Below are 13,316 nucleotides of genomic sequence, written 5' to 3'. Positions count from 1 at the left end.
CCATGCTGCAGTTCACTCGCCTTTTTGCCCTGCCGGCCGCCCTGGGCGCACTGCTGCTCACGGGCTGCGCCACCATGTCACCCCCGCCGCCAGTGGACATCCTGCCCACCACGCCGCCGCCGCTGGCCGCCGCGCCGCGCACCCCACCACCCGTGACGGGCGGGCTGTTCCACAACGCCAGCTACCGCCCCGCCTTCGAAGACCGCCGCGCGCGCATGGTGGGCGACAACGTGACGATCATGATCGTCGAGAACGTGACGGCCAGCCAGAAATCCTCATCCACCGTGGACCGCACCTCGGAGGCCTCAGCCGGCATCACCAACCTGCCTTTCGTGAAGAAGTCGCTGGCCGACCGCACCACGCTGGGCGCCGCGTCGGAAAACACCTTCTCCGGCAAGGGCGGCACCGAAAGCGCCAACACCTTCACCGGTTCGATCACTGCCACCGTGGTGGACGTGCTGCCCAATGGCCACTTGGTCGTGACGGGTGAAAAGCAGATCGGCGTGAACCAGAACGTGGATGTGCTGCGCTTCTCGGGCACCATCGACCCGCGTGCGCTGCAGCCGGGCAGCATCGTGAACTCGACCCAGGTGGCCAACGTGCGCGTCGAATCGCGTGGCCGTGGGGCGCAGAACGAAGCCCAGGCCATGGGGTGGATGAACCGGATCTTCAACACGATCACGCCGTTCTAGATTCCCCCCTGAGTCGCTGCGCGCCGTCCCCCCTGAGGGGGATGCCACCCCCGGCCCGGCAAAGCCGGATCCGCGGTGGCGCTGGCCTTTGGCGGCGCCAGTTTTTACGGGTGTGGTTTCTGGATGCGCCGGGGGCACAAAGCCTGGGGTTTTGAGGCTTCGGGATGTCTGACCGTTGTGAAAAATCCTCGCCCCAATTTGCTACATAATTTATAGCTAATAACGCTTATCTATTAAGCGGTATAGGCTGTTTTTATTCATACTTTCTCCTGTCGTGCGGCACCGGCGCCTGCCTGGCTCTACGCGCGCCACTGGCCGTTCACCACCTGCCCTGGAACCCACGCAATAGGCCGGTGAACCCGCTTCTTTTTGGGTTTTAGTTCCTGGCGGGGCCGCCCACAATGGATGCCATGAAAGCCTTGTCCCACTCCCTCCTGTCACGCCCCGTGCGCGCGCTGTGGCTGTTGTTGGCCCTTGTGGCCGCTGGTGTGGCGGCGCCCGCACATGCCTTGCGCATCAAGGAAGTGGCGGCGGTGCAAGGGGTGCGCAGCAACCAGCTGACGGGCTATGGCCTGGTGGTGGGGCTGGACGGCACGGGCGACCAGACCACACAGATGCCCTACACCACGCAGGCCATGTCCAACTACCTGCAGCAGATGGGCATCAGCCTGCCCCCCAGCGCGGCGGGCCAGCTGCAGCTCAAGAACGTGGCGGCCGTGATCGTCACGGCGCAGCTTCCCGCTTTTGCGCAGCCGGGGCAGACGATCGACATCAACGTCTCCTCCATGGGCAACGCGAAGTCGCTCAAGGGCGGCACGCTGATCGTCACGCCGCTGCGCGGCGCCGACGGCGAGATCTATGCGCTGGCCCAGGGCAATGTGGTGGTCGGTGGCGCCGGAGCATCGGCCGGCGGCAGCAAGGTGCAGATCAACCACCTGAGCGCAGGCCGCATTCCGCAGGGCGCGCAGGTCGAGCGCGCCGTGCCCACGCCGCTCAACGAAGGCGACACCATCAACCTCGGGCTCAACGCCTCGGACTTCCAGACTGCGCGCCGCGTGGCGCAGGCCATCAACACCAAGCTCGGCAGTGGCCTGGCCACGGCGCTCGACGGCCGCACGGTGCAGGTGCGCGCGCCGATCGACCCCGGCGCACGCGTGGGTTTCATTGCCGACCTCGAAGAGCTGGCGCTGGAGTCGTCCACCCCCTCGGCCAAGGTCGTCATCAACGCACGCACTGGCTCGGTGGTGCTCAACCAGGCGGTCACGCTGGGCCCCTGCGCCATTGCGCACGGCAACCTCTCGATCACCATCAGCTCGACGCCCATCATCAGCCAGCCCGCACCGCTCTCGCAAGGGCAGACCGTGGTGGCGCAGCAAAGCGACATCCGCATCAACCAGGAGCCGGGCAACATCATCCAGATGCCGCCCTCGCCCCAGCTGGCGGACGTGGTGAAGGCGCTCAACACACTGGGCGCCACACCCCAAGACCTGCTGGCCATCCTGCAGGCCATCAAGGCCGCTGGCGCGCTCAACGCCGAGCTGGAAGTGATCTAAATGCTCCCCCTGAGTCGCTTCGCGCCTTCCCCCAAAGGGGGACGCACCCGGTGGCCTGGCAAAGCCAGTTCCACGGGTGCACAGGCCTGGGCAGCGCCAAATTCACTGTCTGTGGGTAGCCCAGCGCAGGAGGCTTGACCATGGCCCTCACACTCCCTTCGTCCAGCACCACCAGCACGTCCAATGCGCTGGCGGTGGACATCCGCTCGCTCAACACGCTCAAGTACGACGCGGGCACGGCCAACAACGCCCAGACCACCCGCGAAGTGGCCAAGCAGTTCGAGTCGCTGTTCATGCGCGAGCTGATCAAGAGCATGCGCGACGCCACGATGAAATCCGGCCTCATGGAAGGCGAGCAGGCCAACCTGGGGCAGGACATGCTGGACCAGCAGCTGTCGGTCAGCATGTCCGGCCAGCAGGGCGGGCTTTCTGAAGCGATTGCGCGCCAGCTCTCGCGCCAGATGGGCGGTGCCGATGCGAACTTCTCCGTGCCTTCCACGCTGAGCCTGCCGCAGGCACTGCCGCGTGCAGCGGCACCGGCCACCGGCACCCCGGCTGAGGCGACGGCACCCGCACCCAAGGGGCGCGATGGATTTGTGCAGCACCTCTCCGGCACCGCCGAGCGCGTGGCCCAGGAGAGTGGCATTCCGGCGAGCTTCATGCTGGGCCAGGCCGGCCACGAAACCGGCTGGGGCAAGAGCGAGATCAAACACAAGGACGGCTCCAACTCGTTCAACCTGTTCGGCATCAAGGCCGGCAAGGGCTGGACGGGCAAGGTGGCCGAGATCACCACCACCGAATACATCAACGGCAAGGCCCAGAAGGTGACCGCCAAGTTCCGCGCCTACGACTCGTACGAGGACTCGTTCCGCGACTACGCCCGCCTCATCACTGAAAGCCCCCGCTACGAAAAGGCGCAGGCCACCGCCAAGAACGGTTCGGCCGTGGCCTATGCGGCCGAGCTGCAAAAGGCCGGATACGCCACCGACCCCGAGTACGCCCGAAAGCTCAGCGGCGCCATCAACAGCGCTTTGCGCGTACAGCGCGCCCAGGCGTGATGAGAAAGCCGAGGTAAGCCATGAGTCTTCTCAACGTCGGCGCCCGCGCCCTGCTGGCCAACCAGGTGGCCCTGCAGACGGCGGGCCACAACATCGCCAACGTCAATACGCCCGGCTATTCGCGCCAGACCGTGGTGCTGCAGACCGTGCAGGGCCAGTTCACGGGGGGTGGCTATATCGGCCAGGGTGTGGATGTGCAGACCATCCTGCGCAACCAGAGCGAGCTGCTCACGCGCCAGTCGGCCACGGCGGGCTCCGTGCAGTCGTCCGACATCGTGCGGGCCGAGCGCCTGCGCCAGCTGCAGGAGGTCTTCAGCGGCGGCACGGCCGGCCTGGGTGCCGCCATCAACGACATGATGAATGCGTTCTCGGACGTGGTGAGCGCCCCCACCGACATCACCGCACGCACCGTGGTGCTCACGCGCATGGACGAAACCGCGTCGCGCATGCGCTCGGCCGCCGACCGCATCAACGAGATCCAGTACACCGTCACCGAGCAGCTGCAAAGCAGCATCACCGCCGTCAACAGCCTGGCCGGGCAGATGGCCAGTGTGAACGAGCAGATCGCGCGCGCCAAGGGCAATGGACAGACCCCGAATGACCTGCTGGACCAGCGCGACCAGATCATCCGCGACATCAACCAGTACGTGCAGACCACACAGATCCCGGCCGACGACGGCACGGTGGGCCTGTTCGTGGCGGGCAGCCAGCCGCTGGTGCTGGGCACCACGGCGACCAGCCTCTCGGTAGACGATGCCACCGCCTTCCCCGGCAGCGGCCAGATCAAGCTGTTCTTCAACCGGCCCGGTGCACCGGCCGTGGAAATGGACGAGAACGTGCTCGGCGGGGGCTCGATGTCGGGCCTGCTGCGCTTCAACAACACCGATCTGGCCGAGGGACGCAACCTGCTGGGCCGCATGGCCATGGCCATCGGCATGACGATGAACGACCAGCACAACCTGGGCCTCACGCTCGACGGTGCGCTGGGCAAGGACCTGTTCGCGTTGCCCGCCAGCATGCCAGGCCACACCAACGGCGCGGGCGTGGGCACGGTGTCCTTCACCGGCCCCACGCAGTTCGCGGCGTCAGACTATGAAATCCGTTTCACCACCGGCACGGCCGGGCAGGTGGTGCGGCTGTCGGACGGCACCTCCACCCCGTTCACCGACGCGGCCAACCTGGCCACGCTGCAGATCGACGGCCTCAACTTCAACCTGACCACGCCCGGCAACCCGGGCGAGCGCATGCTGTTCAAGCCGTTCAGCACGGCGGCGGCCAACATCCAGTCGCTGGTGTATTCGCCACGCGATCTGGCAGCGGCCAACCCCATCAATGCGGCCATGGGCACCTCCAACGGCGGCACGATGCAGCTGGCCGGCCTCAAGGCCACCGGCCTGCCCAACCCGCCGGGGCTGGTACTGCCGCCCAATGCCAACCCCGCCGCACTGCCCCCCATCCTGGGCGGCATCCAGCTGCAGTTCACGGCCGGCCCGCCCACCACCTACGACGTGCTGGACCGCGGCACCGCACCGCCCACCACGATTGCCGCCGCACAGCCCTACACGCCTGGTACGCCCATTTCCATCAACGGGTGGGAGATCAAGCTGCAGGGCAGCCCCAACACGGGCGATACCGTGGTCATCGGCAATGCCTCGGACCCGCAGTACGGCGACATCTTCACGCGCAACTCCGGCAACGCCAACGCCCTCATGGGCCTGCGGGACGTGAAGATGTTCGATGAATCCACGCTCTCCGACGGCTATGCGGGCGCCATTTCCCAGGTGGGGACCCGCACCCAGAGCGCGCTGTTCGCGGCCGAGCTGTCCACCACCATCGCGTCCAATCTGGAGCGGGATCGCACTGCGATTTCCGGGGTCAATCTGGACGAAGAGGCCGCAAGGCTGATCCAATACCAGCAGGCGTACCAGGCATCGTCCAAAATGATCCAGATCGCGCAAAACATCTTTGACTCGCTGCTGCAAGGCCTCGGCCGCTGACGGCGGGACAGGAGTTAGGAGTTCGACATGAGCAATAGCATCTACCGCCTTGGCACGGCCAACATGTATGACAACGCCCTGCGCAACCTGGGCACGCGCCAGACCAACCTGTCGAACCTGCAGGAGAACCTGACCTCGGGAAAACGCGTGGTGCGGGCCAGCGACGACCCCGTGTCGGCCGCACAGGCAGAACGCGCCATCAACCGGCTGGCGCGCGTCCAGACCGAGCAGCGCGCACTGGAAACCCAGCGCAACGCGATTGCCCAGGCCGAGTCTGCCCTGGGCGATGCGGTGGACCTGGTGCAGAACTTCCGCGAGCTGGTGGTGAACGCCGGCAGTGCGGCCCTGACGCCCAACGACCGCACCACCATCGCCAACCAATTGCAGGGCCTGCGCGAGCAGCTTCTGGAGGTGGCCAACCGCAAGGACACCAACGGCGTTCCGCTGCTCAGCTCCCTGGGCAGCGCGCTCGCACCGTTCCTCGGCCCCTTGAGCAGCAGCCCCGACTACACCTTCGAGGGGCTGCCCGGCCAGACAGCCAGCAGTGGCGTATCCATTCCCGGCGCGCTGGACGGCGAAGCCACCTTCATGTTCGATCCGCAGCGCGACGGGGTCTACACCGCAGGCGTCAGCGCCATCCCCTCCAGCCGCTTCCTCAACACCACGGCGGTCACCCCCGTGAACCCCAGCCTGGTGACCGGCGACAACTACACCATCACCTTCAGCGCGGTAGGCCCGGGCGCCACACCGGGCACGACCACCGCCACCTACACGCTCACCAACACCACCACCGGCGCCGTGTCGCCGGCCGTGGTGGTGCCCGACTATCCATCGGACAAGCCGGTGACCATCTCCATCACCAGCATTCCGGGCCTGAGCTTCGACATCAAGGGCAACCCCGCCACCGGGGACGCCATCACCCTGCAGCCCAGCCCGAGCATGTTCAGCACCATGGACAACGCGATCCGCGACATCCGCAATGCCCCCGACAGCAATGCGGCGGCACAGGCGGTGGGGCAGGCCCTGGGCAACATGGACATCGGCCTGGAACGCATGCACAACATGCGCGGCTACGCGGGCGAGCTGCTCAACCGCGCGGACCGCATCACGGGCGACCAGGAAAAGCGGTCCATCCAGCTCGAAGGCGACCGCTCGCGGGCCGAGGATCTCGATATGATCCAGGGAATTTCAGACTTCCAGAACCAGCAGGTGGGCTATGAGGCAGCGCTCAAGTCCTATGCGCAGGTTCAGAAGCTGTCCCTGTTCAATTTCATTAGCTAGGACTTGCTCACGCGGTGATGGGGTGAGCCCCCCACGCCCCGGGAACAGGCCCCCGTCACATTGCCTGAGAGCACATGGTCCAATCTGTCCTTGGCAGCCTGATTCTGGGTTACCGCCCCTTGTGGAACCGCGCCCGCAAACTCGCGGCCATCCAGCTTTATGTGCACAGCGAGGCCTCGGCCCTGGTCGATACCGCCCACCTGCTGCGCACGCTGCAGGAGCTGTGGTCCGCCAGTTCCCCTCCGATCCTGCTGTCCCCCCAAAGCCACCAGCTGCTGTCCAACATGCTGGAGCATGCGCCGCGGGGTGCGCCGTGGATCGAGGTACGCGGCGACTGGTTGTCCGACTCGACCATTTACAAACACGTCAAGGCCGCCCACCAGCGGGGCCTGAAGCTCGTGTGGCGCGGCGAGCTGGGCCGGCTGCCCGAGCCCGACATTGCCCAGTGCTTTGACAACAGCCTGCTCACCCTGCGCCCCGAAGACGCCGTGGCAGCCCTGAAGGCGGCCCCTGCCACCCGCCCCGGCGGCGCTCCCCCGCAGCCAATACGCGCCACCAGCCCCGTGCTGGCCGGGCAGATGTACGAAGGCATCGCCAGCCGTGCGCTCATGGAGCATTGCCTGGACCAGCACAACGCACTGGCACTGGCGGGATGGCCGGCGGAAGACGTGCTCTACAGCCTGCGCCACCATCCCCAGCAGCCTTCGCACGCGGTGATCTTCAAGCTCATGAAGGCCATCGACGCAGAGCAGTCGCTGGAAACCTTTGAAGACATCATGGGCCAGGACCCAATCCTTGCTTACCGCTTCATGGTGTACACCAACTCTGCGGCCCTGGGCCTGCGCACGGGCATCGACTCGCTGCGCCGGGGCCTGGTGATGATGGGCTACGGCTCCATCAAGCGCTGGCTGTCCGACCAACTGCCCCATGCCAGCACCGACCCCAACATGCAGCCGGTGCGCGAGGCCATGGTGATGCGTGCCGAGCTCACCGCCCACCTGCTCGATGCGGGCGTCGAGAACGACCTGCGCCGCGAGATCTACCTGTGTGGTCTGGTTTCCCAGCTGGACGACCTGCTGGGCGAGCCGCTGGGCACCATCCTGCGCCGCCTGCCCCTGTCCGAGCGCATCTACGACGCCACGGTGCTGCGCACCGGCCCCTACACCGGCGGCCTGCAGATGGCCTGCGCGCTGGAGACGGACGACGCCAGCGCCATCCGCCAGCTTTGCGAAACCTACGAGCTGGACCTGGAAGAGGTCAATCGCGCCCTGCTGCGTGTGCTGGCCGATCTGGAAGTAGAGAGAAAGTAATCCCCCTGAGCCGCTTCGCGCCTTCCCCCCAAGGGGGACGACGCAAGCGGCCTGGCAAAGCCAGTTCCGCCGCGTCTGCTGGTTTGCGTTGTGCCAGTTTCACAGGCTGCGCGACAGGCCTCCGTCGGCCCATTCGCAATAGCCCGATAGCCTGGGGTCACCGGCCCTGCTCTGCCCGCACACGCTCGAAAGTCTTCCAGAACTCCGCCTCTTGCGTGGTGGCAAAGTTGATGCGCATGAGGGTGCTGGGTTTGCGCTCTGCATGGAACAGCGCGCCGGGCGCCAGGAGGTAGCCTTCGTCCAGCATGCGCTGCGACAGCGCGTCGGTGTCCACCCCCGTCTCCACCCAGCCAAACAGGCCCACAGGCTCGGCCGCAAAGGTGCATCCGGCCCCCAGCGCCAGCTTCACACTGCGCGCACGCGCAGCATCGAGCCGCGTGCGGATGCGCTCGGCGTGGCGGCGCAGTTGGCCCTGTTCGATGCACAGGGCCAGGGCCTTTTCCAGCAGCGCGGGCGTGGTCAGCGTGGCCAGCAGCTTGGTGTCCAGCAATTGCTCCACCAGCGCAGGCGGTGCCGCCATGAAACCGATGCGCCAGTTGGGCGCAAGGATCTTGGCAAAGCCACTCACGTAGATGGTGCGCTGCAGGCCATCCAGCGCCGTGAGGCGCGTGGCGTGCTCGGGGGCAATGTGGCTGTAGGTGTCGTCCTCCACCACATGGAAGTTGTACTGGTTGGCCAGCTGCAAGATGCGGTGTGCGCTGCCCGGCGACAGGCAATAGCCCGTGGGGTTGTGGAACACGCTCACGCTCACGTAGAGCTTTGGCTGGTGCACCTCGCAGTATTTCGCCATGACCTCCAGGTCGGGCCCGTCGGCGCGGCGCGGCACGGGCAAGATGTGCATGCCAAGCGCCGCCAGCCGCGCAAACTCCACCGCCCAGCCGGGCTCCTCCACCATCACCGGGTCGCCCGGGCGCAGCAGCGTGCGGCTCACGATGTCGAGTGCGTGTGTGGCGCCCACGGTGGTGATGATGTTTTCGGGGGCCGCATGCACGTTCAGCGTGGCCAGCTTCTTGGACAGCACCCGGCGCAGCCCCGTGTCGCCCAGTGGCTCGCCGTACTGCAGTGAAAAATCATTCAGCGCGCGCGTGCTGGTCACCTTGCGCACCGCGGCGGGCATGAACGTGGACTCCAGCCAGGCGGGCGGAAACACCCCCATGCCGGGCTGCGGCTTGTCGCTGATCTTGTGGAACATGCCGCGGATCAGCGCTGTGGCATTGACCGGCGGCGCCCCCCGCGCAGCGCCGCGCCCGGCGCCACGGGCCGCAAACCAGTGCGCGGTGCTCCAGTTGCCCATGGCACGCTCGACCTCCTGGGCTCCCGTCTCGTCGTCCTCCGGCACCCGCTCCACCTGTCCTGTGGCCATCTCGCGCACAAAGAAGCCCCGATTCTTGCGCGCCTCCACCAGGCCCTGCGCCAGCAATTGGTCATACGCTGCCACCACAGTGGAAGGACTCACGCCATGCTGCTGCGCGCACTGCCGCACCGAAGGCAGGCGCGCGCCAGGTGCCAACAGCCGGTTGCGGATGCGCTCGCCAAAACGCGCCGACAGCTGCTCGGTCAGCGACTGGGTGGTGGTTTTCATCAGCATGGCCGTGTCCTTGTGTACTGTTATCGCAGCCAATACAGATCACGAACTGCGCTGCTTAACTGTATTGATTGTGTACTGGCATCGAAGATTACATTGAAGCCCAGGCGCTGACAAGCCACCCGCCAAAAAGCCCGGAAACACCTGCCCATGACCGCCCCCGAACTGACTGCCCTGCTGCTGTTCTGCACCGCGATGAGTTTTTCGCCGGGGCCCAACACCACCTTGTCCACTGCACTGGCCGCGAACCTGGGTCTCAAGCGCGCGCTGCGCTTTTGCTTCGCGGTGCCCACGGGCTGGACACTGCTCATGCTGGGCAGCGGCCTGGGCCTGGGCGCCCTGATCACCGGCGTGCCCGCGCTGCGCTGGGCCGTGACGCTGCTGGGCGTGGCCTACATGCTCTGGCTGGCCTGGAAGCTCAGCCGCGCAGGCCAGATGACCGAGGTCGACACCTCGCGCCTGAACGTGACCTTCTGGCAAGGCGTGGGCCTGCAGTTCGTGAACATCAAGGCCTGGATGCTGGCGCTCACGCTCAGCGCAGGCTGGGTGGTCAACGCCGCAGGCCAGCCCTCGACCAATCCGGGCGAGCGCCTCGCCATCATCTGTGTGGTGATGATGGTGTTTGCCTTCACCAGCAACTTTGCCTACGCGCTCATCGGCTCGCTGCTGCGCCAGTGGCTGGCGCAGGGCCGGCGCCTGCTCTGGTTCAACCGTGCACTGGCCCTGGTGCTCGTCGCCACCGCCCTCTGGATGCTTTCCCTATGAACAACGCACAAGAACGCGAAGCGCTGATCTGGGGGCTGGTGGGCGTCACCTTGTTTGCGGCCACCCTGCCGATGACCCGCCTTGCCGTGGGGCCCACCGACGCGCCGCAGCTGTCGCCCTGGTTTGTCACGTTCGGCCGCGCTGCCGTGGCAGGGCTGCTGTCCATCGCCTACCTGTGGCTGCAGCATGTGCGCGGGCGCCTCAACCTTCCACGGAAAGCCGAATGGCCGCTGCTGGCCATCACGGCCTTTGGCGTGATCGTGGGGTTTCCGCTGTTTCTGGCCCTCGCGCTGCGCCATGTGCCCAGCACCCATGGGGCCGTGGTCACCGCCTTGCTGCCACTGTCCACCGCCCTGTTGGGCGCACTGTGGTTCCGGCAACGGCCCTCCGCCGGTTTCTGGGCCTGCGCCGTGCTGGGCAGCGGCCTGGTACTGGGGTTCATGGTGTGGCGTGCGGGTGGCGTCTACCTGGGCGCAGCCAACATCTACCTGCTCATTGCCATGACCACGGGCGCGTTCGGCTACATCGGCGGCGCCCGCCTCACGCCGAGGCTGGGGGCCGAGCAGGTCATCTGCTGGGTCCTGGTGTGTTCCCTGCCACTGACCATTCCCATCGCCTGGTGGTTTGCACCCGCCGTGCCCTCGGCCATCGGCGGCATGAGCTGGCTGGGCTTTGTCTATGTGGCGCTGTTCTCGATGTGGATCGGCTTCTTTGCCTGGTACCGGGCGCTGGCACTGGGCGCTGTGCGCGTAAGCCAGATCCAGCTGATCCAGCCCTTCCTGAGCCTGCTTTTCGCCGTGCCGCTGCTCGGAGAGCGCCTGGATACCGTCACGGTGGTGTTTGCACTGGCCGTGATCGCGACCGTATTTGTGGGCAAGAAGATGCCCGTTCACCAAGGAGCCCCCGCATGACCCCCATCGCCCCGGAACAACGCCTGCAGCAACTGGGCCTGGTATTGCCCGCCATGACCGCACCCCGTGGCAACTTTGACGCCTATGTGCTCGACGGCAACACGCTGTACCTGTCGGGCAAGGGCTCTCCCGCCCGCGAAGACATGGCCAACGTGCCCAAGGTAGGGCGCGAAATCAGCGCCGCGCAAGCCAGGGACCATGCCCGCGAGGTGGGACTGCACCTGATCGCGACGATGAAGGCTGCACTGGGCGACCTGTCGCGCGTGCGCCGCGTCGTGAAGGTCCTGGGCATGGTCAACGCCACCCCCGACTTCATGCAGCACACCGAGGTCATCAACGGCTGCTCCGACCTGCTGGTCGAGGTGTTCGGCGATGCGGGGCGGCATGCGCGCTCGGCCGTGGGCGTGGGCTCGCTGCCGCGCGGCTTCGCGGTGGAGATCGAAGCGGTGGTTTCCTTGAAGGACTGATATTCATGCAAATGCACCACATCCCGTTTGCCACCACCGACTGGTCTGGCATTCCGCGCGAAGAAAAAAGCGCAGAGGCCGGCCAGGCCTTCTGGCGCACGCAACAGTTCGGCGACGTGCGCGTGCGCATGGTGGAGTACACACCGGGCTACGTGTCGGACCACTGGTGCGTCAAGGGCCACGTGCTGCTGTGCCTGGGCGGAGAATTGCACACCGAGCTGGCCGACGGCCGCCGGTTCACGCTGACGCCGGGCATGAGCTACCAGGTGGCCGACAATGCAGAACCCCATCGGTCCACATCCCCACAGGGTGCCACCTTGTTCATCGTGGACTGACAGAGCGCCCGGCACGGCCCGCGCATTCCGATTTTTTAGACTTTGCAACAGGGTGGTCATTTGCGAACCGCCCACAGGAGAACGAGAGTGAAACTGAACGACCTCCCACAGACCAGCACCTGGACCCTGGCACGCCGCGCCGAGCGCATGAACCCTTCGGTCATCCGCGAAATCCTGAAGGTCACGGAAAAGCCCGGCATCATCAGCCTGGCGGGTGGCCTGCCCTCACCCAAGACCTTCCCGGTGTCGGCCTTCGCCGAAGCTTCCGCCGCCGTGCTGGCCAATGATGGCCCAGCTGCACTGCAATACGCCGCCAGCGAAGGCTATGCCCCGCTGCGCCAGGCCATCGCCGACTTCCTGCCTTGGAGCGTGGACCCCGAGCAGATTCTCATCACCACCGGCTCGCAGCAAGCCCTGGACCTGATCGCCAAGGTGCTGATCGACACGGACAGCCGCGTGCTGGTGGAAACACCCACCTACCTGGGCGCGCTGCAGGCCTTCACGCCCATGGAGCCTGCCGTGGTGTCCGTGGCCAGCGATGATGAAGGCGTTCTGATTGATGACCTGAAGGCCAAGGTGGGCACGGGTGCCAACAAGGCGCGCTTCCTGTACGTGCTGCCCAACTTCCAGAACCCCACGGGCCGCACCATGAGCGAAGCCCGCCGCGCCGCCCTGGTGCAGGCTGCCGCCGAACTGAACCTGCCGCTGGTGGAGGACAACCCCTACGGCGACCTGTGGTTCGACAACCCACCACCCGCCCCGCTCACCGCCCGCAACCCCGATGGCTGCATCTACATGGGCTCGTTCTCCAAGGTGCTGGCCCCCGGGCTGCGCCTGGGCTTCGTCGTGGCGCCCAAGGCGGTGTACCCCAAGCTGCTGCAGGCCAAGCAGGCGGCCGACCTGCACACCCCCGGCTACAACCAGCGCCTGGTGGCCGAGGTGATGAAGGGCAACTTCCTGGACCGCCATGTGCCCACCATCCGCGCGCTGTACAAGCAGCAGTGCGAGGCCATGCTGGCGGCACTCGACAAGGAAATGCAGGGCCTCTCCGTGCAATGGAACCGCCCCGACGGCGGCATGTTCCTGTGGGTGCGCCTGCCCGAAGGCATGAGTGCCGTCGAACTGCTGCCCAAGGCCGTGGAGCGCAACGTGGCCTTCGTGCCCGGCGCGGCCTTCTATGCCGACAACGCCGACCCGCGCACGCTGCGCCTGTCGTTCGTGACCTCCAGCGTGGAGCAGATCGCGACCGGCATCGCGGCACTGGCCGCTTCGATACGCGATGAGCAGAACAAAGGCTGATCC

General features: G+C 66.4%; 12 protein-coding genes. 11 read left to right on the top strand and 1 reads right to left on the bottom strand.

From position 1 onward, the window contains the following. Positions 1-2 precede the first annotated feature (2 nt). The 6 genes from ASE39_RS23155 (at position 3) to ASE39_RS23130 (ending at position 7,891) form a co-directional block, all read left to right on the top strand. Complete coding sequence (locus ASE39_RS23155) at positions 3-692, top strand: flagellar basal body L-ring protein FlgH (protein ID WP_010466107.1); 690 nt, start codon at positions 3-5, stop codon at positions 690-692. 410 nt (positions 693-1,102) lie between these two features. Continuing rightward, the gene (locus ASE39_RS23150; protein WP_057272688.1) at positions 1,103-2,245 is read left to right on the top strand and encodes a flagellar basal body P-ring protein FlgI; all 1,143 of its coding nucleotides are present in this window, start codon (positions 1,103-1,105) and stop codon (positions 2,243-2,245) included. 140 nt (positions 2,246-2,385) lie between these two features. Beyond that, complete coding sequence (gene flgJ, locus ASE39_RS23145) at positions 2,386-3,303, top strand: flagellar assembly peptidoglycan hydrolase FlgJ (RefSeq protein WP_010466112.1); 918 nt, start codon at positions 2,386-2,388, stop codon at positions 3,301-3,303. A 20-nt stretch (positions 3,304-3,323) separates the two neighbouring features. Further along, complete coding sequence (gene flgK, locus ASE39_RS23140; RefSeq protein WP_010466114.1) at positions 3,324-5,300, top strand: flagellar hook-associated protein FlgK; 1,977 nt, start codon at positions 3,324-3,326, stop codon at positions 5,298-5,300. A gap of 27 nt (positions 5,301-5,327) precedes the next feature. Next, positions 5,328-6,581, top strand: a complete 1,254-nt coding sequence (gene flgL, locus ASE39_RS23135) for a flagellar hook-associated protein FlgL (protein ID WP_010466115.1) — start codon at positions 5,328-5,330, stop codon at positions 6,579-6,581. Between the two features lie 74 nt (positions 6,582-6,655). Then, on the top strand, positions 6,656-7,891 hold the full coding sequence (locus tag ASE39_RS23130; protein WP_057229777.1) for an HDOD domain-containing protein: 1,236 nt from the start codon (positions 6,656-6,658) through the stop codon (positions 7,889-7,891). A gap of 157 nt (positions 7,892-8,048) precedes the next feature. Here ASE39_RS23130 and ASE39_RS23125 read toward each other — a convergent pair whose 3' ends face one another. Further along, entirely contained in the window at positions 8,049-9,539 is a 1,491-nt protein-coding gene (locus tag ASE39_RS23125; protein ID WP_010466119.1) for a PLP-dependent aminotransferase family protein, read from the bottom strand. 147 nt (positions 9,540-9,686) lie between these two features. Here ASE39_RS23125 and ASE39_RS23120 point away from each other — a divergent pair, with 147 nt between their 5' ends. From ASE39_RS23120 to ASE39_RS23100, 5 genes are all read left to right on the top strand, one after another. Continuing rightward, on the top strand, positions 9,687-10,301 hold the full coding sequence (locus ASE39_RS23120; RefSeq protein ID WP_057272658.1) for a LysE family translocator: 615 nt from the start codon (positions 9,687-9,689) through the stop codon (positions 10,299-10,301). Beyond that, the gene (locus tag ASE39_RS23115; RefSeq protein WP_057229779.1) at positions 10,298-11,212 is read left to right on the top strand and encodes a DMT family transporter; all 915 of its coding nucleotides are present in this window, start codon (positions 10,298-10,300) and stop codon (positions 11,210-11,212) included. The genes ASE39_RS23120 and ASE39_RS23115 overlap by 4 nt, the downstream gene beginning before the upstream one ends. After that, the gene (locus ASE39_RS23110) at positions 11,209-11,679 is read left to right on the top strand and encodes a RidA family protein (protein ID WP_057272657.1); all 471 of its coding nucleotides are present in this window, start codon (positions 11,209-11,211) and stop codon (positions 11,677-11,679) included. The genes ASE39_RS23115 and ASE39_RS23110 overlap by 4 nt, the downstream gene beginning before the upstream one ends. Positions 11,680-11,684: 5 nt before the next feature. Continuing rightward, complete coding sequence (locus ASE39_RS23105; RefSeq protein ID WP_057272656.1) at positions 11,685-12,014, top strand: DHCW motif cupin fold protein; 330 nt, start codon at positions 11,685-11,687, stop codon at positions 12,012-12,014. Positions 12,015-12,101: 87 nt separating this feature from the next. Beyond that, a complete protein-coding gene (locus ASE39_RS23100; RefSeq protein ID WP_010466129.1) occupies positions 12,102-13,313 on the top strand; it encodes a PLP-dependent aminotransferase family protein in 1,212 nt (403 codons plus the stop codon). The last annotated feature ends 3 nt before the right edge of the window (positions 13,314-13,316 follow it).

The organism is Acidovorax sp. Root267, from assembly GCF_001429215.1.
In the GTDB taxonomy this organism is placed as follows: domain Bacteria; phylum Pseudomonadota; class Gammaproteobacteria; order Burkholderiales; family Burkholderiaceae_C; genus Acidovorax; species Acidovorax radicis.
This window is presented reverse-complemented; position numbering and strand designations above follow the sequence as displayed.